Raw genomic sequence first — 23,973 nt, 5'->3', positions numbered from 1 at the left:
ATCCGTTCATGAGTTAATTCCGACAGCCTGTAAGCATTCTAACGCAACATACCACAATGACATCATTCTGAATGCATATTGAGGATCTTTTAATTTTAAAGCTAAGTCTACAGCAGTTCATTGGTGCTGATGAAGGATGAAAATTCCAGAACGCCAAACTTTCCGGTAAAGAGGCAGTATCCCATATAAAAGAACGCTCACTTCTTCAGTTCCTCTACTGCCTTCTTTATCCTCTCCAAAAATCTTTCTGCATCTTCGATTATTGCTTCTGCTTCTTCTCTGGATGGGCAATAGTATATGTCGTAGTCAGCTCTCTCACGCCTCTCCTGAGCCACCGTAATTGCCCTTGCATAGTACTCATCTATTATTCCTTTCTTCACAAATTCCAGCCCAAACTGAGATAGCAAGCCTCTATGAGTTCTTGGATGTTTATCCTTCATGCATAGCAATGCCTTTGCGGCGTAGTACATACAATAGTATGCCCTGCTTATTGCATCATCGTAGATTCTGTTCTCAAACAGTATTTTAGCTGAGTTGAGTTTTAATTCAGCTTTTTCGAGGAGGAGATAAACTTCATCCAATTACAATCCCCTCTTTCGATATGTTTCTGAAGAATGAAGAGTTTATATTTCTCATTAAATTATATTCTTCGGTAGATATAACCTTTGCAGATATGTATATACCCGTATTTAGCAGAATCTCAACAACAACTTCGGATATCCGTTTCTGCATATCGAATGAATCTCCTTTAGAGATTATCAGTATGTCAATATCCGAATCCTCTCTCGCTTCACCTCTTGCAACCGAGCCAAAGAGGATAATACTCTCTATCTTATCTCCGTACTTTCTGACTCTTCTAACGAATTCATCAATGGCTTTTTGATAACTCTCTTTGATCATCAACCATAGTTCTGCTGGAAATTTAAATAAGTTTTTAGCCGGCTTTTGTCTCGTTAAAGATAAAACCTGAAGACTGCGTTCGAGTTGCAGGAAATCTTAAAAAAAGCCACTGTCAACTTTTGAAGTAATCTGTCATACAACTAAGTTTTATTATGACTTCACTCATACGGCAGTGTCAAAATAACAAAAAATAAATAACTAAGATACAACTTATGCAGCCTGCGCTAAGCCAGTTGGTAGATTACGTCAAGTCTACAAAAGTCTTTCGAAGGAACAGGAAAGATGTGGAACTTAAAATACTTGCAGCATTATTATACTTCTTTGGCCTTTCTTTGAGAAAAACAAGCGATTTTCTATCTTTATTCGAAGAAATAAGTCACGAATCTGTTAGGATTTTTTTGTTAAAAATGCAATCACTTGCATTTCCCTTTGCTTTACACACTTTGCAATTCGAATAGCTAATCCTTCGCCTAACTCGTAAAGGCATCCGTCTCAGAGTTCAAATAGTAACCCTTTCACCCGAAAGCTCTATCAGAAAGTTTTCCGACGTCGATCAGGTACTTTACAGCCTTCCACCACTCAGCTATGTTCGTAACTTCATCGAGAAAAAGGTACTTCGTCTCTTCAGACCTTGTAGCTTCCAGGTAGCTGTTTATAACTTCCCTCAGGCTGACGAAATCCGGGAAGGCATCGCAATCAATGTAAACGATGTTTTCAGCGTTGGCACTAACCAGCTTTTTTTATCAGAAGTTTAAGGCCTGTCTGCAAGAAGGGCAAAACTCTGATGCCGTATGCAAGGCTCGAAGAGACAGAAGAGGCTGAATGCAGGAAGGCTATTAACGGAAACTGCAAGGAAAGTGTGGAAATCATGCAGGTAGTCTTGATTTCGTGATAATGGAAGATTACACCCCTCCGAAACCATCTCCAGAACCCCGCAGGACTTACCTTAAAAATCGCAAAGACTGAACCGTGGGAGGCAATAACTTGGGGGAGATTACGCTTTTTGATGTAACACGGCGGAAAGTTGAGCGGAACTGTCTTGAAGAACAGTTACAGAACCTGATCCATGATCATACGGTTAATAACTCATAACAACATTCTTAAATATGATGATAGTAGATACTATTACCATAATAAATCAAAGCGGGGTGAACGCGTGGCAGAGGAAGAGATGGATCTGAGGGGGCTGAAGTGCCCGCAACCGATTCTAAAGATTCACGCAAGAGTTACCAAACTTCCACCAGGGACCACAATCAAAGTGATGGCAGACTGTCCAACTTTCGAAAGGGATTTGAAAATATGGGCAGCCAAGACCGGAAAAACCATACTTGAATGCGTGAAAACCGGCAACATTTGGAGGGCACGAATAAGAATATAAACCATTAATGTTTTTAAGTTTCATTGGTTAAACTCAGAACAATGTCAAAGTTGAACACTCTTCCCAATCATTCCGGAAGCATTGAACCGGATAAGATCGCTTTAGGAATTGAAAACGTATTCGTCCCCATCTACGTGGTCACACCTGAAGGTGAGATAGTTTTTGCAAGTAAAGGGTGTGCCAGGCTGACGAAACTCAGTGTTGAAGAGCTCATAGGGAGAAAGTGCTACGAGGTATTTAACTCCAACCGCTGCCAAACGCCGGGCTGCCCCCTGAACCTGTACAAAGAGAAGACAGATGCCTGTATGGATGATAAATTATACGTTGAAGTTACTCTACCATCCGGCGAGACTCGATATCTACGCGCTTATCATGCACCAATTGCTTCAAATGGAAAGTTATGGGGAGTCATAGAGGTACTTGAGGACTTCACTGAGGTAAAAGAATCCGTAACCAGAACAATGGACATGATATCCTCGCTAATCAGGGGTGACTTCTCAAAGACACTCCGGACTTCAGAACTCCACGAAGACTTCCGAGAGATAGGAGAAACGCTGAACGTGTTGAACATAGTGCTGGAACTCGGTTTGAGGAATATTTCAGATGCTGTTAAGCAGATTGCAGAGGGTAAGTTCAGCGAAGTTGAATGGGACATGCCGGGAATTTACGCAGAAATTACAAATAATATAAATCAAGCTATAAAGCAAATTAATATTACCCTGCATGAGATACAGGACCTGTGCACAGCCATACGGGATGGAGACCTTTCGAAGATGATTGACGTTTCAAAGCTTACTGGTGTTTTTGCTGAGATTGGTGAGAGGATTAACGAGATGTCAATAGCGCTGGAGCTTGGCTTGAGAAACACTTCAGATGCTGTTAAGCAGATTGCAGAGGGTAAGTTCAGCGAAGTTGAATGGGACATGCCGGGAATTTACGCAGAAATTACAAATAATATAAATCAAGCTATAAAGCAAATTAATATTACCCTGCATGAGATACAGGACCTGTGCACAGCCATACGGGATGGAGACCTTTCGAAGATGATTGACGTTTCAAAGCTTACTGGTGTTTTTGCTGAGATTGGTGAGAGGATTAACGATGCAATTAAACACGTATACGAGCTTAACAACCTGCTTAAAGTCTTATCAGAAATAAACGAGCTCGTTGCAAGGGAGAGGAATCCAGAAATCGTGCTTAAAGCCGTCTGCGAGAAGCTTTCACTGATTTATGATGCGGTCTTCACTTCTCTCGGAAGCAGGAAAGAAGAGCTGAAACCTGTAAGATCGAAGGGTATCGACATAGATTCCATGAACAGGGCGATTAAGTACTGCCCATCCATCTCAAAGGCCCTGGATGGGCAGATAATGAAGCTAAAGATGGATGACAAGCTCTGCAGGCACTGCACGGACAAACCGCACAAGTATGTTTTATCGATTCCTCTCATACACGACGTGCTCCATGGTGTTATTACAATTCACTCAAGTTCGGACTTCAGCGAAGATGAGATAGAGCTCCTTCAGAAGCTTTCAAGTAACATAGCCTTTGCGCTGAGTGCGTACGAGGTTGAGAAGGATAGAGAAAAGCTTAACAACCTGCTTAAAGTCTTATCAGAAATAAACGAGCTCGTTGCAAGGGAGAGGAATCCAGAAATCGTGCTTAAAGCCGTCTGCGAGAAGCTTTCACTGATTTATGATGCGGTCTTCACTTCTCTCGGAAGCAGGAAAGAAGAGCTGAAACCTGTAAGATCGAAGGGTATCGACATAGATTCCATGAACAGGGCGATTAAGTACTGCCCATCCATCTCAAAGGCCCTGGATGGGCAGATAATGAAGCTAAAGATGGATGACAAGCTCTGCAGGCACTGCACGGACAAACCGCACAAGTATGTTTTATCGATTCCTCTCATACACGACGTGCTCCATGGTGTTATTACAATTCACTCAAGTTCGGACTTCAGCGAAGATGAGATAGAGCTCCTTCAGAAGCTTTCAAGTAACATAGCCTTTGCGCTGAGTGCGTACGAGGTTGAGAAGGATAGAGAAAAGGCCATTGAGCAGCTTGCAGCCAACCTCAAACAGTTTGAGTCCTCGGCAGACAGACTGAGAAACCCCCTCGCAGTTATAATGGGTTCGCTTGAGCTGGTAGATGAGCTCGGAAAAGATAAAGTTTTTGAGATTATACGTGAACATGTAAAGAGGATAAAAGATGAGCTCGATGATATGAGAAAGGAGGAGATAAAAACTTACAAACTAACAGAGAAAATATACAGTACTTTAACTTCAAAAAAATAAGGGATAAAAAATGGTTAAAAAGCGCAAATTAGTCTATTTATGTGAGTGTGGAGGTGAAATCAGCAAAAAAATAGACCTCAACAGGGTTGCTAAAGCTATAAGCGCAGAAGTAGAAGGGGTTGTCACAGTTCCAATGCTATGCATACCGGAAGTCCTGAACAGCTTGCCAGAAGAAATTTCAGGATTCACACACGTTGTCTTTGGAGCGTGCACCCCAAAGAGGATAGAAAGTACACTGCAGGAGGTAGCCAAAAAGGCGAAAATTAATCCCTTTTTAACTCATGTCGTAAACTTACGTGAGCAGTGCGCCTGGGTGAGTAAGAACCCGGATCTGGCAACAGATAAAGCAATACACCTGATGAAGGGTGCGCTGAACAGAGTCGAGTATCACGAACCCCTGGAGGAGAAGTACATAGACGCTAACTTAGATGTCGCAATAGTTGGCGCGGGTGTGGCTGGTATTCTTGCAGCGCTCACCCTGAGTGAGGACACGCGTAGAACGATTTACCTTATTGAGAGAAACCCGCACATCGGTGGAAGAACGATTACCTACGAACTTCTGTCCCCAAACCTCACCTGTGCACAGTGTCTAATGGCTCCATTAATTCAGGAAGTTCTTGGAAGGTCTAACGTTGAAGTATTCACCAATGCAGAAGTTCTGGAAGCCAAGGGTGGCTTGGGAAACTTTCTGTTAAGGGTTCTCCAGAAACCGAGGTATGTGGATGCGGATAAATGCGTGGGCTGCGGTATGTGCACAGAAGCGTGTCCGGTAAGAGTGGCAAATGACTATGAGTATGGAATGAAGGAGAGAGGAGCAATATACCTGCCGTATCCCGGAGTGCTGCCGAACGTGCCTGTTATTGACCGGGAAAATTGCCTCTACACGAGAGGGTGTCAAAAGTGTATCGAGTCGTGTGCCTTTGAAGCTATAAACTTTGAGGATAATGCCCGGGAAATAAGTTTAAAGTGTGGAGCAGTAATACTTGCACAGGGATTTTCGGTATATCCTGCCCGTGATGAAGCCCGGATATATACTTCCCCAAAATTCGAGAGGGTGCTCGCCAGAGATGGCCCCACAGGCGGCAAAATTTTGCTGCCCGATGGACAGGAACCGAAATCCGTAGCGATAATCCACTGTGTTAGTAGGGAAGAACTGGGCTACTGCTCCAAAATTTGCTGTTCCGTTGCCCTGAAGTACTCGCACATAATTCACGAACGATTGCCAGACTGTGCAATTCACCACATTTACATCGACCTTGTTCTGCCCAGCCCCCTGCACTGGAAACTTTACGATGAGATATCCAGGATAGCAAGATTCCACAGAAGGTTGCCTGGAAGCAAGGTTAGCGTGAATAACGCCAATGGAAAAGTAACCATAGAATACACGGGAGAGAGAGGGAACCAGAAGTTGAGCGTGGATATGGCTATTCTGATGTGCGGTATAGCTCCCTCTCCAGAGGTCAAAAAAATTGCAGAAGTGTTTGACCTCAGCCTGAATGAATTCGGCTTCCTTGAAGTTACAGACCTGATAACGTCGCCTGTGGAGGTATCTTCAGGTGTACTGGCGGCAGGTGGAGTTTTAGGGCCGTGCAGCGTAGAAGAGAGTGTTCAACAAGCAATGGCGGCTGCTGGCAGGATTCTATCAAAACTTCGTCATGGAGAAAAACTCTTAATAGAGCCAACAGCGTGTACTATTGACGGGGAGAGGTGCTCAGGCTGTAAGCTCTGCATCGCACTGTGTCCGTATAGAGCGATCTCATACGATGAAGAAAGGGGCGTGTGCGTGATCGATGAGACCTTCTGCAAAGGGTGTGGCATTTGCGTACCGGCCTGTCCGGTGGGGGCAATCAAAGCAAGACATTACACAACCGAACAGATCTTTGCCGAAATAGAGGGGATTACCGGATGTGCGAACCAGTAATTATTGCATTTTGCTGTTACCACTGCAGTTACGAAGCTGCAGACAGGGCCGGTGGAGCAAGAAAGGAATATCCGGAGAACGTGCGAATAATAAGGGTTCCCTGTACCGGAAGGATCGAACCTGAGTTTATTATGAAGGCCTTTAAGTGCGGAGCCGACGGAGTGCTGGTACTCGGCTGTCGTCCCGGTGGATGTCACTTTAAGGTTGGCAACTACAAAGCCTATGGAAGATACCTGTTGCTCAGGAAAATCCTCAAAAGTGTGGGCGTTGAGGAGGAAAGGATAAAATTCGACTGGGTTGATGCGAGTGAGGACGACAGGTTCGTCAGAATTTTAACTGAATTCGTTGAAAAAATCAGAGGGTTGAAGAAGCTTTGAGTTTCTCGTCGTTAGCACTCCCCGTGCTACGAGAGAGTGTGTAAGCCCGCATTTCATCGTATTTCATTTGTTTGAAGCGGGGGAATGAGTCCAGAAAAGCACATTAGGACAAAAACGTTAAAAAGAACGGAGATTTAACGGGATTATCTGGCATCAGGAGGCCGTGAGATGGGAATGTACGATACAATCTACCTTGACAGGCCGTACACATGCCCGGTATGTGGAGAAAAGATCCGCTCCGTCCAGACCAAGGCATTTGAGAACATGCTGGAATCATTCTGCGTGGGAGATTGCGTTGGCCATGCGGAGGAGATTGAGATCGTGAAGGAAGAGCTATTCTGCAGCAACTGCTCAAAGAGTGTTTTAAGTGTTTACATCGTGGTATGCAGGGGCATACTCCTGGGAATAACTGACACCCTGGAAGAAGCAAGGAATCTTTTGAATAGCTTAAATCTGGAAAAGCTCGTCTTCATGTACCACGACCTCTATCAGAAGTACATCAGGGAGCGAAACGAAAGACACTCCTGCGAAAAGTTCCTGGAGGATCTCAGGGAGTGGTACGGGGAAAGGCTGTATGAAAGGCCGAAAGCTGAAATCTGGTTTATCTGGAATTTAAGACACCTCAAAGGTGCTGTAAATCCCATTGAATCAATTGAGCGATTCATGACCTCTAAGAAGATGAGAAGGGCGCTGAATGAGCTCTGGGAGGAGGGGTATGAAACCCTCGACATTTACTATCCCGAAGAGGTGGCTCCGGGAGAGGATGCGTGGTCGGTTGACGTCTATCAGGATGATCTGAACGAGCGCTGCCGTTTGAACTGGACATGGACTGTAATGAGCAAAAAGCAGCTGGAAATAGATGGTGGGAAGGAAGACGAGCTGCCGGAGTGGGTAATAGTGGTTGATGAGCAATTCTCAGATGAAGTTGTTTGTAAAGCCGTGGAAAAGTGGTTGCGGAGTAGAGGTTACGGATTCAGGGTGAGAATGATACCATTCGAGCGGGCAAGAGGTTCTGGCCTGGTTAAAAAGCTGAGAGAGGCAGAAAAGGAGGATAAAGTTCCCTTAGAGAGTGCGATAAGAGAGTTAGAAAGAGAGGAAAATAAAAGGCTAGCGGATTTCATAGATGCAAGGAAAGACAGGAAAAAGGTTTTCTACTATGACGGCTTTTACGGCTCTCTCGTTGCCGATGTCGAATCCGACAGGCTGCTGGGCAAGATCGAGGGAATAGATGAGGACATCATTTACGAGGGGAAAACTGTAAGAGAGTGTGAAAAGAAGTTCAGAGAAGCTGTGTCCCGGTACAAAAAACTCAGGGGTACGGGTGTATCTTAATCTTGAAGTTCACGAGCTTCTCAATCAGTTCAACCTTGGCATCTTCGAAGGTGGCGTAGCCCTTCTCCCTGATGTAATCAACAATCTGCTTTGCCACTTCACTCCTCACGATTACTGCTGAGAATCCATCACTCGCCCCAACGCTGCCGATGCTCACGTCACTCTCAACCGCTGCGAAGTCCTGGCAGACCTTACATCCCGAAGGTACGATTTCGTCCATTTCCTTTACGGGAAAACTAACGCCCTGTGGTGATACGATAAACTTACCCTTCTTTATGTCCATCTTCTCAACCCTGGAGATGTCGATACCTTTGGACTCCAGGAACCTCCTCAGGTCCTCGTAGTAGAAGTTCTCCGTGCAGAAGAGGCCGACTACCAGCCTGATATTGTTTCTGTACTTTGCAAAGTTCTGCTGGAGCTTTCTCGCACCGCTCACCATGCACGGAGTACCAACGATGGCCGCGCTAACCTTCCCTGCTTTCCTCAGGGCGGGAAGCACGTCTGCATAGCTATACTTCGTCCCACTCGCCTGCACAAGCTCCTCCACGCTTTTAGCAACGAAAGCTGCAGGCTTCCATTCCTCGTCCCTTCTCACCACTGCCGCAGCTTCTATGATGCCCATCTCCATTGCAGACGCGAGAATTTCAGTAACCATTCCTCCATCCTGGCCGGAGAACCTGTTGGACTTCGCTGCGAAAATCTCGATGTACTCGCCGAGGCCGTTTAGAGGTCTGTAATCCCACCTCGGACACACTCTGATACAGAAACCGCAGTCTGTGCAATCCTCTTCCCAGTTAGGGAAGTCTATCACACCTTCAGTGGTTATTCCCTTCGCCGGACATGCAGTGGCACATGTCGAACAGTGGCTGCAGATACCCTTATCAATCACCGCTACCTTCAGGTTGCCAAAGTACTTCGCATCTATGATTTTGGGTGGCTTCTCCTTCTTTTTCCCTTTGGCTTCCCCGCTCATACTAATCTTTCTCCACGCCTATTATGTCCTCCTCCGGCGGGAGTTTCTTCATAATAAGGTTTCCGTCCTTGAGTTCGTAAACGACAGTACGCTCGTCGTCCCTTTCGACCCTCGGAGGTCTGAGGAGCTTTTCTGTTGTGAGAAGCATCTCTTCAATAGTTGGAAAAGCAACATCCATGAATTTCGATGACTTCCATGCGCCTTTCGGGCACGTGTCGGCGCAGAAGTGACAGAATATGCACTTCGCGTAGTTTACTGAAGGATAGTACTTGCCGTCCGGACCCTTTTTCATTGCTATTGCGTTCGCCGGACACACAAAGGCGCACTGGAAGCAGCTTATGCACTTGTCTATTTCGAATATCAGCATCCCTCTGAAATTGTCAGGCCTCTTTCTGATCTCTCTGGGATACTGAACAGTTAACCTGCTCGGCTTTATCGCTTCTCTCAGCCCAATTCCAAAGGCCTCAAGGTGAAGCCTGACCCTGCTCGGAAAGTCCGGAGAAGGTACTTCAATCCTGAAGACTCCGGGCATTTACAACCACCCCGCAAAGCCAATGCCTATCCCCACGAGGAGAGATATGAGGGACAGAGCAAGCAGTGAGCTCCAGCCAATCCTTATTGCCTGATCAAGCCTGTACCTCCCGTAGAAAGTTCTGAAGAATACGAAGATCATCATCAGCCCGACTGTCTTGAGGAAAAGCCATAGTGCCGGCGAGAGGTCACCGAGACATGCGATGTGAGGCCCGTTCCATCCACCAAGGAACAGAATGCTCAGCAGAAGGCTCAGAAGGTAGAGCTTCTCGTAGGCGAGAGTCATGACAACTCCAAAGATAATGCCCGTGTACTCTATGAATGGGCCAAAGACGACTTCCTGGTCAGCCTCGGGAATCTCAAAGGGGAACCTCGAAGTTGCCATGACTGTTGCGACGAAGAATGCAAGGCAGGCAAAGGGGTTCAGGACGATGCCGGGAACAAGCGACTGCTTCTCAACAATCACGAATGCATCCGAGCTGCCGTAGGCAATAACCATGGCCATGGCTGCAATTATCAGTGCAATCTCGTAGGCAAAGTACATGAACACCTCTCTCATTGAGCCTATGTACGCATACTTGCTGTTTGACGCCCAGCCAATGGCAACGATGATTATTGGAACGAGTGCAATCAGGCCTATGGCTGCGGGTATTGCGTAGGGCGTTCTAATTGCATATATTGCTCCTGCAGGAATCACGAGGATCGGCAGCAGGACGGGCAGGAAAGAGATGAGAGGGAACTGCAGGAAGTACGGGCGATGTGCTTCTCTGTGAACAATAACCTCCTGGAAGAAGTACCTCATACCGTCAGCGAGAGGCTGAATTATACCGCCCACGTTCCTCGAAACTTCAACGGGGCCGTACCTCCACTGGACTCTCGCCGTAACCTTCCTCTCAAACCATATGATGAACAGCAGACTCAGCATTATAGCTGTAAGCCCTGGAATGAAGAGTACAGCAAACAGGGGTTTCCAGAACAGCAAAGCCACGATGAAGTTTAACAGGGGCACGTTGGCAAACGCGTCGGCAAGCGAGTTCAGGTAAACCACGTTGCCCCCATAGTGGAATAGGGCCACCTTCTTCGTCAGCAGGGGGATGCTAACCATGTTCTCCCTAAACATGTTCAAAAGCTCGTTGTAGCCTATGCTCATGCTTTCACCACCTCACCTATCCGCCTCCGGCGGGAAGTAACCAAAACTGCCGTACACAGCCTGCAAATCAGCAAGCCTGCATCCCTTGAGCGATTCCATGAAGCCCTTGAGGTACAGCCAGCCAGGAGTAACCAGGCGGAGCCTGTAGGGCATCGTTGACTGGCCATCGCTAACAATGGTGTACAGAACCGTTCCCCTTGCCGCTTCGGTAAGCGTTGTGTACTCACCAGATGGAAGGGTAAGTCTGCCGTAAAGTCTGAAGAATGCTCCCTTTACGTCGTCCAGACCTTTCTTTTCCTCTTTACCTTCCTCACCTTCTTCGCCCTCCTTGGCCTTAGCCTTCTTTTTCTTGCCCGAAACGTCAGCGCTTATCACGTTTCCTTCAGGCATGCTTCTGAGTGCGCTCACGGCCTGTCTGATTATGTTGATGCTCTGGGTGATCTCATTAACTCTAACCAGGAATCTTGAGTAGGAGTCGCCGTCATCTCCAACAACCACATCCCAGCTCAGCTCATCGTATGCCTCGTACGGTTCCACGGCCCTGACATCGTACTCAACGCCTGACGCTCTCAGAAACGGGCCAACGAGGCCATATTTTATGGCTTCCTTCTTGGATATAACCGCGACATCCTTCATCCTCGCAATGGTTACGGGGTTCTTAATGAACACCCTCTCAAAATCCCTTGCCTTCTTCTCGATGAAGAAAGTTACTTCGCGGATGTACTCCAGAACTCCCCTGTCAATGTCATTCCTGACTCCTCCAGGAATGATGTAGGACGCGGTTACACGGGCTCCACAGATTCTCATCAATGCCTCGCATATGAGCTCTCTCATGGCAAAGGGCCACATGAAGCCCGTCGTATGGCCAAGGAAGACCGCAAGGATTCCCGCATCGTATAAATGAGTACCAATCCTGCAGAGTTCGGCGAGAATTGTCCTGATATACCTCGCCCTCTCAGGCACCTCAATGTCCAAAGCTTGCTCAATTGCCCTTACATAACCGAGGTTGAAGTTCGCGCAGTCCATGATAGCCGGTCTTTCAAACAGAGGAATGTTCTGGATGTACAGTCTGTTCTCAGCGAGCTTCTCCATTCCTCTGTGAACGTATCCTGGGTCAGGAATTGCCTCGGTGATCACATCTCCCTTGAGTCTGACTATGATTCTCATGTGCCCGCTTCCACCGTGCTGCGGGCCGACGAATATCACGAATTCATCCTTATTGTACGTCTCCTCGACGAGGCCCGGCGGAACTGGCAGGTAAAGACTCTCCATTTCAAAAGGAGGTTCAACCGGAACGTTAAGGGATATTTCCCTCATTTATGACTCACCTCCGAGGACATAGTTCGGCTGAGGTATCTTGAAGTCCTTCCTGAGGGGCGTTTCCACCTCTGGAGCGATGAGGAACTTGTTGCCCATCCACGGGTTGCCCTCGAACCACACACCAAAGAAGTCGTACATTTCCCTCTCCTGGTAATCGGCAGAAGGCCATATGTTTATCAGGCTCGGGAATTTTGGATTATCGCGGGGTATTTCCGCTGAAATCGTTACGAGGACAGACATAAGCTCCTTAACGCTGTAGCTCGAAACAGTGTACTCAATAACAAACCTGTTCTCGTGAATCAGGTCAATCACGTTGACAGACTTCACGTGGTCGAAATCCTCACTCAGTATTTCGGCAACTCTCACAAAGCGCTCCTTCGTAGTTTTAATATATATCCTGTTAACGCCCGTAATGAAGACTTCTCCAAGCCCGCCGAGCTTTTCAGACAGCCTGGACACGAGCTCGTTGCCAAACTCCCAGTCAACCTCCTTTGGCTCAATCTTTATCTCAGGTTTTGGAGCGAGCTTTAGCGGCGCTTTGGGTGGCTTTCTTTCCTTAACCTCCTTGATTTCGAGTACATCTTCGAGCTTTACCTCAGCGTATTCCGCAGTCGTCTTTGCCTCACCCTTCTCTATCTTCTTCTGAAGTGCTCTGATTGCCCTTATCAGCGCTTCGGGTGTGGGTGGACATCCGGGAATGTAGTAATCAACGGGCACGATCTCAGATGGCCTGGCTATGTGATAGCTGTTCCAGAACAAACCACCTTCAATACCGCACGCACCCATCACTATAACGAACTTCGGCTCGGGCATCTGCTCCCAGGTAATGCGGAGAGCTCTCGCCATCTTCTTCGAAATTGCTCCTTCAACGATTATCAGGTTCGTCTGCCTCATCATTCCGAAGTTCAGCGAGCCCCAGCGCTCCGCATCGTAGCCGCTCGCGTATGTGTGAGCAAGTTCAACACCGCAGCATGCCGTGACGAGGTGTACGGCCCACAGACTCCACTTTGCACCCCACCTCTTTATGGGCGCAAGTGGACCGGAATGGAGAAACCTGATGCTTTCAATATTCACATCCTTGCTCATGCACATTCACCCCCGTAGGCAGCCTCGCATGCAAGCCGGTAGGAGTACGCAATGGCCGGAATTAGCATCAGCAGCGTAAGGAGTATGAGCGGAATCGCCGTTCTGAGGGGGGCAAGAATCAGCAGAAGAACTACTACAGGCTCGCATCCAAGGAACAGGATCAGGAAACCAACGTACTGCATGGGCAGCACGTACTTTGGTATACCGATGGGCATGTTACCGGACTCGAAGCGCTGCGTCTTTACAGGTGTTGGCTTCTTGGGAGTCAGAGTCTTGGCAAGCAAGACAATCACGGCATCGATGAATATGCAGAGGCCGATCAGGATTCCAACAATGACTATGTTATCCATAATGCCTGTCAATTCAGACACCTCCTATAAGTGTGCTCGCCATTTCAACAAACCAGTTCGGCGGTACGACCGTTATGAGCATTATTACGCTTGCAACGAGTGCTATCGTTGTAACCCTGCCAGGAAATGTCGGAACTGCGAGGTTCTTCGCAACCCTGAGGTAGTAAGGTATCGATATTGCCGAATTAACCACGAGCAGGAACGCGAGCCAGACGAAGCCTGCCCCGACGAGAGACGTCAGGATGAAGAACTTCGACCAGAAGCCCATCAGGGGCGGCAGGCCTATGAATGACAGGGCTATGAGGTACATCAGGGGCGTAGATGCTCCGTTGACCTTTATAGATGTGAACAGCGAAGCCTTACCAGCAGCGTTAACGATGAGCTGCATCAACGCTCCGGCAAAGGCAAGGTAGAGGTAGGTAGAGTTGGATAGCACGACGAGAGTTGCAAGAACATAACCCATGTTTGCAACGGTCGAGTACGCAAGAATCCTGCTCGTTTCCTTCGCAGTTAGTGCACCTATGTTTCCGGTGAACATCGAGATTACCGCCACAAATGCTATGAAGATTGCAAGTTGTGAGAAGAGCGGGCTTGCAGTCAGAAGCAGTATCTTGTATGCTGCGACGAATGGAACTATCTTCGTTATGGATGCTATGACTGAAAGGGGCAGTGGGTCCGCTGCAGCGAAAACGTCAGGAACCCACTCGTGCATGGGAGCGCAGCCAACCTCCATTCCGAGGCCAAGGATCAGCATTACGAAGCCGAGGACGTAAAGTGTTTCGTTCGGATAGTAGCTCGTATAAACGAGGAGCAGAGCTCCAATAAGAAAGAGCACAGTCGCGAGAACCATGAACGTGATGTACTTGATTGCAACGTTCACGTTGGCCCTATCTCCAACCATAATGAGCACATACGTTGGAACCGACGCCAGGACGAATGCTGCAAGTATAAACGCCGGATTGTTCGTGTACGCGATGTAAACCGTCGCCACAGCTATCAGTGCAACCAGCGAGTAATCAACTCCTGTTATCTGGTTCTGTCTGACTGTCAGACTTGATATGTTCAGCAGCGCTATCACCACGACGAAGAGAGCATAGAGAAACACATCTATGCTCGGTGTCAGCAGCGTCATTGCAAGGGCTGCAACACAGGCGAGTATCGACCCTTTTACGCTCTTCAACGACACGGCTGCTCCAACTGTCAGCAGGAGTATGGATGCGATTATTATGGGCTCCATTTTACCACCACCCTATCATCGAAACCACAATTGCCAGCATCACAAAGCCGAGAGCTATCTTCATGTAAACCCTGAGATATCCGACCTGGATCGACCTTATGCTCTTGGAGAGGTTGTTGAATGCCGTTGGAATTCCAACATGACAGAACCAGTCGATGGCTGCATTGCCCCAGCCTACAAGCCATGCAATGGCCCAGCCGATCTTCGGCACTATGTAGTCGTTGAGGAATGGCAGATACATCCTATCACTCAGGAAGGTTCCGAGCTTCGAGAGAGCCTGGATTCTCGGCTTGTAGAGAGCTATCGCATACGTTGCCGTAACTCCCAGACCAACCATGAATGACGACTGTACATAACCCATCTCAACGAAGTGGGCTGCAACATGCTCCTTGCCCGCAAGAATCAGGTAGAGCAGTACTGCCAGCATCGAAACCATCGTTGCGTAAGCAAGAGGCATCAGCTTCTCGCCGTGGAGGTGCAGGTGGTACTTCGGACCTTTTATGAAGTTCAGGCTGAGGAACTTGGCAAGGAATGCCGCATAGACGAGTGATGTCAGAATCAGCATGGTTAAGGGCAGCATGCCCACCTCATGGACTAAGTGATGCAGCACCTCATCCATTGCGGACTTGACCCAGTAGGCAGTGAGCGGTGGAATGCCTGCAAGCGTTACAGTTGCGAATATCGTTGCTGCAAAAGCCACTTTCATCTTCTTTGCAAGCTCCAGATCTCCACTGCAGAACCTGTCGTGAGTGGCATGTATGAGGTGGCCGGCAACGAGGAAGAGTGTTGCCTTTGCGAACGCGTGCGTTATCAGGTACCAGAATGCAACGAGTAATGCGAGCTTTCCAACCCAGAAGCTCGCTGCGGCACATCCAAACATCAGGCCGAGACTCGACATTGTCGAGGCTGCAAGCAGAACTTTCCTCTCAAGGCAGCCTGTAGCAACTGTTGCACCATAGAGAGCTGAACAGAGGCCGAGGAAGAGTATGAACAGGTAGAGCGTTTCAACACCCGGCACATGGTGCATGTTCCAGGGCTGCATGTACCAGCTCAGCCTCATGAAGAGGTACGTTCCAGCAGCAACCATCGTTGCCGAGTGGAGCAACGCGCTGACTGTAGTTGGGCCAGTCATGGCCGTCATCAGCCACTCACTGAAGGGGAGCTGAGCGGACTTCGTGAATGGACCCATCAGGAAGCATATAACGAGTAATATTGTTCCCGCGTAGCCAATTCTGTGGAACAACTCCGCCCAGTGAATCTGGGAGATGTCAAGGTTGCCTGTGAGAGCATAAATTGCCGCTATGGCAAAGAACATCGGCATGTCCCCAACTCTTATCGTTGAAATGGCCCTCCACCCGCCGAAGCTGGGCGGCCAGTACATGTTTAATGGTCCAACCTTTCTGCCCACAACACCAACGTACGCAATCTCGTCGTCATCCCTGAACCAGTGACCAATAAGACCCCAGGATGCGAGGCCAAGGCCTTCCCATCCTATCAGGAGCATCATCAGGTTGTCGCTGTAAACAACGAGGAGCATCGAAGCGGTGAACATGTTGAAGAAGAACCAGTACCAGCCGAGTCTGTAGTCATGCTTCATGTACTCGAGGCCGTAAACGCCGATCAGGAAGGCTATGAATGCCGTCAGAGCACCCATATACTTGCTCAGGTAGTCAAAGATAAACACGAAGTTGATGTTGTACTCGGGCAGCCAGTATATGGTATATCGCCCCTCAGGGAACGCAAACAGGATGTGGAGGGCTATGACGAGAGATATGAATAGTCCGAAGACTGAAAGCACAGGCAGCCTTCTCGCCCATTCAGCCCCAGGGCTGTAAACCCACGCGAAGGCTATCGGCAGGCTGCACAGCACGGGAGCAATGAAGAGGAGGGGTATTTCGTACTCTATCATGGAACCACACCTCCCAGGCCAACTTTAAGCGCGTTCAGGAGCAGCGGTGCAAGCGGCGGGAAGATGAATATCACTGAAATCACACCGATAACGTAAAGGGGCATGTCAAGCAGCCTTGGTACCCTTGCCTTCTCGTACCCTCTCGGAGTGCCGTAGTAAATCCTCCTGAGGGTATAGAAGCTGTAAAGACCGGATATTATGAAGACCACTATCACTGAAATTATCGCAGGAATGTTGAAGCCCATGGTGTCCACGATTCCCTTCAGAATGAAGAACTCGCCGAACATGCCGACCGCAAGTACACCACTCAGGTTCATGAAGCCTATCAGCGCAGCGTTGCTTATTGTTGGCACATATTCGTGCATGCCTCCCATCTTCGTTATGTCTCTCAGGCCATGGTAGAGAGCGATAATTCCACCTGCGGTCATGAAGAGGATTGCCTTTCCGAACGCGTGCGATATGTACTGGATTATGATTCCCATGATCCCGTACGTTCCCAGGCAGAGGGCAATCAGGCAGTACCCCATCTGCGAAACTGTAGAATACGCGAGCAAACGCTTGTAGTCGTTCTGCTTGAATACCGCAAAGCCCGCGTATATGCTCGAGACAACACCGTAAATGAATATTGGAACCGTATATTCCTTAACGAACCACGGGTCTATCATGTAGACCCTCAGAATGACATACGCTCCAAGGCCGACTGTGAGCGGGCTCAGGAGGGCACTAACAGGTGTTGGAGCTTCAGCATGAGCCCACGGAAGCCATATGTGCGGACCCAGGCCGGGAAGCTTGATTATCATTCCGAGGAATATCAGAAGCCACGCCACAAAGCCGATCCTCGCAATTTCGTTGAAAGCAAGGCTCTGGTTATCGAAGGCTGTCATCAGGAAGCCTATGAGCGCAAGCATACCGGCTATGTGTGTCCAGATGAAGTACAGGGTTGCCACCCACCGCCTGTTGCCGTAACCGTACATGTAGATGAGAAGGAACGACGCAAGGAGGGAAACTTCAAGGAATATGTACAGCAGAATGAAGTTACCGCTGAAAACGAGCCACAGCATCGATGCCGCATAGAGGTTGTATAGGAAAATGTACTTCCTGAACTCCTGCTCCACGTCGTAGTTCATCTCCTCGAATCTGTGAACCATGTATGGAAGAGAATAGAGGGCAACCATCGCAGAAACGATGCACACTGCAAGTCCGAAGGCAAAGGCTATCTGATCACCGAGCAGGTAGAACGTTCCTATGGGTTTCACGATGTCAATGAGCTTTTCCTCAACTACCATGTTCGTTGCCAGGCCGTAGAGAGTAAATCCAAAGGGTATCAGAAATGCGACGGTCGAAATACCCGTTGCTGCCTTTGGCCTGAAGAAGGGCGTTATAAACGCTGCAATCAGGGGGATCAGCAAAAACTCGAGAATCATATTCTGTCACCTCCAGCTGTAACCTCATCCGTCGAAATGCTCCTCAACTGCCTGTCAAAGACGATCATGGATGCTATGAGAATCATGAGCTCTCCACCGCTCGTGAAGATCGTCAGGACGGCTATTCCAAAAGCAATCGTCGAAAGCTCAGGTATCGAGAAGAGGGGAAACAGCGCAAGAAAAACCGCTCCAAACATGAGCTCGAGGGAAATGAGCAGTCTAACAAGGTCTCTGCTCGACATGGCCATAAGGTAGCCAATCAGCAGAATTGCAGCAGAGGCTATGAGGACTATCGCTATCATGCACCCTCCCTCCTGACGAATTTAACCACAGACATCATGAGCAGAATCGCGAGGGATATGAAGAACATCGCAAGGAGGACGTAGTCCGATGAGAATACTGCCACTGCCACATCGGTGTACGCCACGTCAACACCGTACCTGACATAGCTGTACAGAGAAAAGCCCAAAACAGCTATTGTAACAATGGTGGGTATTGCCCAGGCGTAGTCGAGGTTCAGCTTCGGCTCAAAGGTACGGTAGGTCGCTGCGAGCGCAACCGTAACGGCTCCGACGGCTCCGACGAAGATGAAGGCAATGAGAATGAAAACCGGTTGTACGTTGTAAAGCGCATATACTCCGGCAATGACGAGCAGTGTAACGGACATGTAAAGCGCTGCGTAGAAGTTGTCTTTCGTTAATAGAGCGGCCAAAGCAGTTAGTACAGCAACACCGCACATCGCCAGCAAAGATAACGTTATCATGTCCATGCGCTGGCATCTAAAGATTTAAATTAATAAATCTTACTATTTTCACTCTTCCGCTACCGTCAGGTGGCCGGTGGAGATACCTTTTATCAATTCAAAGACATTCCTGACGCTCGGTTTTAAGTTGTGTGGCTCGAATTTCTGTAAATTTGCAGACAATAACCTCTGGCGTGCCTGGCAATTTCACGGAGTTTGATTATAGTCTAAAGTGATATAACAAAAAAATAAAAATAATTCTCGAAATCATTGCAATATATTTCGAAATTTTTAAATCTCCTCCAGAATCCTGCTGTGCTTCTTAACCCTCAGCCCGTCTTTACCCTCTTCTACAAGCCACGTCATCAGACAGAGTTCTATTGGCCTGTAACCAGTAATAGCAGCGATCTCGTGAACTTTTTTTACAAATGGTATGTCCGACGTCACTGGCTCCTCTCCCGCTTTGACGAGTATGCCGTTTATTACCCTCTTTACAATCTTGTCAGGCATAACGGTGTCAATGCCTCCCATCATCCTGAGGTACTGAAACGTGTTTATACCCACGCCCTTTATCCTTCCCACCGGATCCTTCCTCCACTCCTCGAGTTTCGCTTCAGCAGCCCACCTTCTGAATGCAGTTCTATCATCACCGCCAAATTCTGAAAGCACTTCTGCGATCTCCATCGCAGCTCTAACAGACCTTGCATTTCTCCATACTGAAAATAGCTCTTTTTCAGCCCTCGCCAGTTCTTCGAGGCAGGTAATGTTCCCTGTTTTCACGAATTTATCCCGGAACTCCATGACCTTGGGCACGACGGCATTAAAGTAGTTCAGACCAACGGACGTGAAGGCTGCATCGACAACCATGAGCACTACACTACCATTCCACCTCCTCGTTTCGAGGCATCTGTCGCAGTAGCGCGGAAGTTCAGGGATCAGGGCCATGTACGTGTCAATGAGCCTCTTAAGCATTCTGCACCTCCGCACAGAGTTCACGCCACACCGGTCTTGTTCAAAACCACCTCAAGTTCATCCTTTGTGGGGTTCACGTCTTCGAGAATCGTGTACCTCTTCCTCCTTATTCTTTTAGCGTACATCAGTGCTTCTATTACCTGCTCTCTCGTCAGGCCTATCTCCTTTGCAGTTGTGGGAGCCTGAATCTTCTCAAGAGCCTGCTTGACCCTCTCCCAGTCACCAATTCCATAGTGCTTCTCGTGAAGGTACTCCATGATTATCGTCCCGATTCCCACCTGTTCGCCGTGCGTCCCGTTTCCATATCCTAAGTAGTCCAGAGCGTGACTGAACTTGTGCTCTGCCCCGCTTGCTGGCCTGCTGCTTCCCGCAATTGCTATTGCAACTCCACTGAGTATAAGCCCCCTTACGAGCATCTCCACGTCGCTCCCCCTTAGATCGAGCCTGTCACTGTTCAGCAGTAAATTTGCGGGCATGACAGCCATGCTCGCAGCCACCTCATTGAACGCATCCCCCTTCTTCTCCTTTGCGAGCTTCCAGTCCTTAACAGCCGTTACGTTTGAAACAAGGTCACCAAAACCCGAACGGAGTAATCGGATGGGGCTGTGCCTGAGAATTACGAGGTCTGCAAGCACCGCAGTTGGAGGCTTCGTCGATATCGAGACAGGCTTTCCGTTCTCCTTGAAGCTCGCAAGCGGGGAAGCTATCCCGTCGTGGGATGCAACTGTCGGCAGGTTAACGAGGGTTACGTTCATCTCAGAAGCGAGAACCTTCGCAACGTCGAGAACCTTTCCTCCCCCAATGCCGATAACACAGTCAACATCGCTGTAGCTGAGGCTCATCTCAATTCGCCTCACCTCCCCCATACTTGGTCTCTCGATGAAGAAGCGGTTGAGGATCTTATCACCAATCCTCTCCTCTATTTTCGCTCCTACGAGTTCGTAGCTCTTGTGGCCAGTCAGCAAAACGGCAGCCGAAATCCCCAGACTTTCGAGAACTTCGCCCACGATTTTCCTCGCTTTCTCGCTGATTTCAACGATGAGCGGGAGTTCAGCAATCATAAGTCTTGGCATAAAACATCTTAAAAAGAAGTGGAAATAAATGTTGCTACAATTTTAGCAAAGTTAAATAAATATAGTACATTATAAACCCTAATAAAGACCGAACTCTCTCGAAAGTTTCTCCAGCCTTTCTATGCGCTTCTCTATTGGTGGATGTGTTGAGAATAGGGAGAGCAAGCTCTCTCCGCTTATCGCAGGAATTATGAAGAACGCATTGAGTCCCTCAACTTCCTTCTTGGTGTTTGGACTTAACCTGTCCATCCTGCCGCTGATTTTCAGCAAAGCAGAGATTAACGCTTTTGGATTTCTCGTAAGCAATGCACTGCCTGCATCGGCCGCAAACTCACGGTAGCGGCTCAATGCTCTAATGAGCAGAAAGCTCACGAACCAGACTATTGCCGAGACCGCGAATATGGCGAGCGGTGCAAGGTTGTTCTCCCTTCTATCGCTGTATCCACCCCACATTCCCATGAACATCGCCCAGCGCATTATGAACCAGGCTATCGTGGATATGAAGCTTGCAATCGTTAAAACCATTACATCGCGGTTCTTTATGTGGCTCAATTCGTGGCCGAGCACAGCTTCGAGCTCTTCCCGGTTGAGAGTTCGCAGCAGGCCAGTAGTGACGGCAACGACAGCATTCTTCGGGTTTCTACCAGTTGCGAACGCGTTGGGGACAGGTGAATCGACAATTGCAACCCTTGGCATGGGCAAGCCTGCGTTCATTGCAAGCCTGCGAACCATCGCATACAGTTCTGGGGCCTCGCTTTCGCTCACAATTCTTGCTCCACTTGCAAGGAGTACGAGCTTATCGGAGTAGTAGTACTGCATGAAGAGGAAAAAGCCTGCAAAGAGTGCTATGAACGTTATGTCGATTCCGTAGGCATAGAGTATGCTGAGAAATGCAAGATAGACGAGGGCAAGTAGCGCCATGGTTGCGAACATTCTGATGGTCAGGCCAGTATCCCTTATCCACGCCATGGTAAATCGACGGTCCCACAGCTATATAAAATTAGCCACACCTTATAGCCGAGAAACTGCTCTTTTCGCTCCTTCCTTCTTTGCTGTAGGGCAGGGTTTCAACATTTATTATTCCTTACTATTCCGTATCCCCTGAAAGTTTTCAACCTCCACGTGGTTCAGGGCAAGGAAGAGTTCGATTTCCTCGCTGTCCGCAACGTTCAAAAACTTTTCAACGAAATTTCTGTCTGGCTTTCCCTTCTTAACACGACCAAGAGGAATACACGTTCTTTCAGCCTCTTTGCATCCCAAGGCTTTCAAAAGTTCCTCGAATCTTTTAAGGGCAGGACATCCTATTCCCTGATCGCCGAAGAGCGGGAAGGGTCTGCAGGATGCCGGGCGGGCAGGGTAAACAGTACACCTCCCATCCTGCAGGAAGGGACAGGGATTGACCATCACAGCGTTAACGCCTTTGATTTGACTTTCGAGTTCCTCAAGAACTTCGTGGTAGCGAATGCCAAGAAATTCTTTGATCTCCTCGATGTTTTCAACAATGATTTCACCATTCAGCGGATCGTATATAACGTGGCTGAGCTTTTCGCAGCACATCCCGCATTTCCGGCATACGAGGGGGACGTTAGCAAAACTGTCTCCAAGGTTAACCCTCGCAAACAGTGCTGTGTCAGGTTCGAAGTTCACAGAACGGGCTGAACGGCAGGAAGGAAAAAGTTTATCTGTTTCATTGCTTTGCCATGCGCATGGGCAAAACCATTGCAGAGAAGATATTCAGCGAGAAAAGTGGCAGCGATGCTTACGCTGGCGATATTGTTGTTGCAAGGATTGATCAGATTGCTCTACAGGATGGTACAGCTCCGCTTGCGATCAGGAGCATTATGGAGATGGGACTCGAAGTCAGAGCAGCGGACAGAACGCACTTTTTCGTTGATCATGCAGCTCCCTCGCCGAGAAAAGAGCTCAGCAACGACCAGAAGTTCATAAGGGAGTTTGCAGAGAAAGTTGGAGCTGATTTCAATCCTCCAGGCGAGGGTATAATTCACCAGCTCATGGTTGAGAGGTTCATCAAACCGGGCGATTTGGCTGTTGGAGCTGACAGTCACACATGCACCTATGGCGCACTTGGAGCTTTCGCTACGGGCATGGGTTCAACGGATATAGCCGTTGCCGTTGTTCTGGGCAAAAACTGGTTCAGAGTGCCTGAAACCTTCAGAATCGAGATAAATGGCAGGATGCCCAAGGGCGTTTACCCGAAAGATCTCATTCTGACTGTTATAGGCAAGCTTGGGGCTGATGGGGCAACGTACAAAGCGCTGGAATTCCACGGCGAGACAATTGATGGTATGTACATGGATGGCAGACTCACGATGGCCAACATGGCGATAGAGTGTGGAGCAAAGGCCGGGCTTTTCAAGTCGGATGATATAACAAAAGCCTACCTTGCAGAAATGGGGAGAGAAAACTCTTTCAGAGAAATAAAGCCCGATGAAGACGCAGAATATGAGAAGGAAATACACATGGATGCGGATATAGAGCCGGTGGTTGCCAAACCACACAACGTTGACAACATCGCTTCGATTTCCGAAGTTGAAGGGGTTAATGTCGACCAGGTTTTTGTCGGCACATGCACCAACGGCAGGCTTTCCGATATAGAGATAGTTGCAAGGATGCTGAAGGGCAGGAAAGTAAAGAAGGGCTTAAGGCTGATAGTCGCTCCGGCGAGCAGAAGCATATACCTGAAGGCCCTCGAAAAGGGCTATCTAAAAACTATCGTCGAGGCTGGCGGGCTGATCGCTCCTCCAGGCTGTGCATGCTGCGTCGGAATACACATGGGAATACTTGCAGATAACGAGGTCTGCGTTTCAACGCAGAACAGGAACTTCAAGGGCAGAATGGGGAACCCCAACGCAGAGATATACCTCGCCTCTCCCGCTACCGCTGCCGCTACAGCGATAAAGGGAGAAATCGCCGATCCGAGAGAGTTTCTATAATAATTCTTTTAACACTTTCGTATCACGTAACTTCTCCGTGGTATGACTTT

24 protein-coding genes and 1 pseudogene are annotated in these 23,973 nt (G+C 48.4%); 7 read left to right on the top strand and 18 right to left on the bottom strand.

Going from position 1 to position 23,973, the window contains the following annotated elements; all coding sequences use genetic code 11:
- Positions 1–197: 197 nt before the first annotated feature.
- Both ARCVE_RS02665 and ARCVE_RS02660 read right to left on the bottom strand, forming a co-directional pair.
- A complete protein-coding gene (locus ARCVE_RS02665) occupies positions 198–581 on the bottom strand; it encodes a HEPN domain-containing protein (RefSeq protein ID WP_013683239.1) in 384 nt (127 codons plus the stop codon).
- Positions 574–900 carry a nucleotidyltransferase domain-containing protein gene (locus ARCVE_RS02660; protein WP_013683238.1) on the bottom strand — a complete coding sequence of 109 codons (327 nt, stop codon included), beginning with the start codon at positions 898–900 and terminating at the stop codon, positions 574–576. Before ARCVE_RS02660 ends, ARCVE_RS02665 begins: the two co-directional genes overlap by 8 nt.
- Positions 901–1,112: 212 nt before the next feature.
- Between ARCVE_RS02660 and ARCVE_RS02655 the strand changes: the two are divergent.
- Positions 1,113–1,319: pseudogene (locus ARCVE_RS02655) on the top strand (IS6 family transposase); the annotation flags it as partial.
- A 96-nt stretch (positions 1,320–1,415) separates the two neighbouring features.
- On the opposite strand, the gene ARCVE_RS11770 reads toward ARCVE_RS02655, so the two are convergent.
- A complete protein-coding gene (locus ARCVE_RS11770; protein WP_394295111.1) occupies positions 1,416–1,568 on the bottom strand; it encodes an AAA family ATPase in 153 nt (50 codons plus the stop codon).
- 488 nt (positions 1,569–2,056) lie between these two features.
- Between ARCVE_RS11770 and ARCVE_RS02650 the strand changes: the two genes are divergently transcribed.
- The 5 genes from ARCVE_RS02650 (at position 2,057) to ARCVE_RS02630 (ending at position 8,202) form a co-directional block, all read left to right on the top strand.
- On the top strand, positions 2,057–2,278 hold the full coding sequence (locus ARCVE_RS02650) for a sulfurtransferase TusA family protein (protein ID WP_052302955.1): 222 nt from the start codon (positions 2,057–2,059) through the stop codon (positions 2,276–2,278).
- 41 nt (positions 2,279–2,319) lie between these two features.
- Positions 2,320–4,572, top strand: a complete 2,253-nt coding sequence (locus ARCVE_RS02645) for a GAF domain-containing protein (protein WP_013683235.1) — start codon at positions 2,320–2,322, stop codon at positions 4,570–4,572.
- A gap of 10 nt (positions 4,573–4,582) precedes the next feature.
- Positions 4,583–6,493: a CoB--CoM heterodisulfide reductase iron-sulfur subunit A family protein gene (locus tag ARCVE_RS02640; protein ID WP_013683234.1), complete on the top strand. Its 1,911-nt coding sequence runs from the start codon at positions 4,583–4,585 to the stop codon at positions 6,491–6,493.
- The gene (locus ARCVE_RS02635; RefSeq protein WP_013683233.1) at positions 6,478–6,870 is read left to right on the top strand and encodes a hydrogenase iron-sulfur subunit; all 393 of its coding nucleotides are present in this window, start codon (positions 6,478–6,480) and stop codon (positions 6,868–6,870) included. Before ARCVE_RS02640 ends, ARCVE_RS02635 begins: the two co-directional genes overlap by 16 nt.
- A gap of 168 nt (positions 6,871–7,038) precedes the next feature.
- The gene (locus tag ARCVE_RS02630; protein WP_013683232.1) at positions 7,039–8,202 is read left to right on the top strand and encodes a hypothetical protein; all 1,164 of its coding nucleotides are present in this window, start codon (positions 7,039–7,041) and stop codon (positions 8,200–8,202) included.
- On the opposite strand, the gene ARCVE_RS02625 is transcribed toward ARCVE_RS02630, so the two are convergent.
- From ARCVE_RS02625 to ARCVE_RS02555, 15 genes are all read right to left on the bottom strand, one after another.
- Positions 8,180–9,175: a Coenzyme F420 hydrogenase/dehydrogenase, beta subunit C-terminal domain gene (locus tag ARCVE_RS02625; RefSeq protein WP_013683231.1), complete on the bottom strand. Its 996-nt coding sequence runs from the start codon at positions 9,173–9,175 to the stop codon at positions 8,180–8,182. The genes ARCVE_RS02630 and ARCVE_RS02625 overlap by 23 nt on opposite strands.
- Position 9,176: 1 nt before the next feature.
- On the bottom strand, positions 9,177–9,707 hold the full coding sequence (locus ARCVE_RS02620) for a 4Fe-4S binding protein (protein WP_013683230.1): 531 nt from the start codon (positions 9,705–9,707) through the stop codon (positions 9,177–9,179).
- A complete protein-coding gene (gene nuoH / locus ARCVE_RS02615; RefSeq protein ID WP_013683229.1) occupies positions 9,708–10,856 on the bottom strand; it encodes an NADH-quinone oxidoreductase subunit NuoH in 1,149 nt (382 codons plus the stop codon).
- Positions 10,857–10,868: 12 nt separating this feature from the next.
- Positions 10,869–12,173 (bottom strand): NADH-quinone oxidoreductase subunit D, encoded by a 1,305-nt coding sequence (locus tag ARCVE_RS02610; RefSeq protein ID WP_013683228.1) that lies wholly within the window; start codon positions 12,171–12,173, stop codon positions 10,869–10,871.
- Positions 12,174–13,262: an NADH-quinone oxidoreductase subunit NuoB gene (gene nuoB / locus ARCVE_RS02605; protein WP_013683227.1), complete on the bottom strand. Its 1,089-nt coding sequence runs from the start codon at positions 13,260–13,262 to the stop codon at positions 12,174–12,176. It lies immediately after the preceding gene.
- The gene (gene ndhC / locus ARCVE_RS02600) at positions 13,259–13,624 is read right to left on the bottom strand and encodes an NADH-quinone oxidoreductase subunit A (protein ID WP_013683226.1); all 366 of its coding nucleotides are present in this window, start codon (positions 13,622–13,624) and stop codon (positions 13,259–13,261) included. Before ndhC ends, nuoB begins: the two co-directional genes overlap by 4 nt.
- A 1-nt stretch (position 13,625) precedes the next feature.
- Positions 13,626–14,849: an NADH-quinone oxidoreductase subunit N gene (locus ARCVE_RS02595; RefSeq protein WP_013683225.1), complete on the bottom strand. Its 1,224-nt coding sequence runs from the start codon at positions 14,847–14,849 to the stop codon at positions 13,626–13,628.
- A gap of 1 nt (position 14,850) precedes the next feature.
- Positions 14,851–16,758 (bottom strand): NADH-quinone oxidoreductase subunit 5 family protein, encoded by a 1,908-nt coding sequence (locus ARCVE_RS02590; RefSeq protein WP_013683224.1) that lies wholly within the window; start codon positions 16,756–16,758, stop codon positions 14,851–14,853.
- On the bottom strand, positions 16,755–18,182 hold the full coding sequence (locus tag ARCVE_RS02585; protein ID WP_013683223.1) for a complex I subunit 5 family protein: 1,428 nt from the start codon (positions 18,180–18,182) through the stop codon (positions 16,755–16,757). Before ARCVE_RS02585 ends, ARCVE_RS02590 begins: the two co-directional genes overlap by 4 nt.
- Positions 18,179–18,484: an NADH-quinone oxidoreductase subunit K gene (locus ARCVE_RS02580; protein WP_013683222.1), complete on the bottom strand. Its 306-nt coding sequence runs from the start codon at positions 18,482–18,484 to the stop codon at positions 18,179–18,181. The genes ARCVE_RS02585 and ARCVE_RS02580 overlap by 4 nt, the downstream gene beginning before the upstream one ends.
- The gene (locus ARCVE_RS02575; protein WP_013683221.1) at positions 18,481–18,951 is read right to left on the bottom strand and encodes a hypothetical protein; all 471 of its coding nucleotides are present in this window, start codon (positions 18,949–18,951) and stop codon (positions 18,481–18,483) included. The genes ARCVE_RS02580 and ARCVE_RS02575 overlap by 4 nt, the downstream gene beginning before the upstream one ends.
- Positions 18,952–19,215: 264 nt before the next feature.
- Complete coding sequence (locus ARCVE_RS02570) at positions 19,216–19,896, bottom strand: hypothetical protein (protein ID WP_013683220.1); 681 nt, start codon at positions 19,894–19,896, stop codon at positions 19,216–19,218.
- 20 nt (positions 19,897–19,916) lie between these two features.
- Entirely contained in the window at positions 19,917–20,969 is a 1,053-nt protein-coding gene (locus ARCVE_RS02565) for a sn-glycerol-1-phosphate dehydrogenase (protein WP_013683219.1), read from the bottom strand.
- A 78-nt stretch (positions 20,970–21,047) separates the two neighbouring features.
- The gene (gene htpX, locus ARCVE_RS02560; RefSeq protein WP_013683218.1) at positions 21,048–21,938 is read right to left on the bottom strand and encodes a zinc metalloprotease HtpX; all 891 of its coding nucleotides are present in this window, start codon (positions 21,936–21,938) and stop codon (positions 21,048–21,050) included.
- A gap of 108 nt (positions 21,939–22,046) precedes the next feature.
- Positions 22,047–22,616: a YkgJ family cysteine cluster protein gene (locus ARCVE_RS02555; protein ID WP_013683217.1), complete on the bottom strand. Its 570-nt coding sequence runs from the start codon at positions 22,614–22,616 to the stop codon at positions 22,047–22,049.
- A 59-nt stretch (positions 22,617–22,675) separates the two neighbouring features.
- Here ARCVE_RS02555 and ARCVE_RS02550 point away from each other — a divergent pair, with 59 nt between their 5' ends.
- Positions 22,676–23,923: a 3-isopropylmalate dehydratase large subunit gene (locus tag ARCVE_RS02550; RefSeq protein ID WP_013683216.1), complete on the top strand. Its 1,248-nt coding sequence runs from the start codon at positions 22,676–22,678 to the stop codon at positions 23,921–23,923.
- Positions 23,924–23,973 lie beyond the last annotated feature (50 nt).

This window comes from Archaeoglobus veneficus SNP6 (assembly GCF_000194625.1).
GTDB lineage: Archaea > Halobacteriota > Archaeoglobi > Archaeoglobales > Archaeoglobaceae > Archaeoglobus_C > Archaeoglobus_C veneficus.
This window is presented reverse-complemented; position numbering and strand designations above follow the sequence as displayed.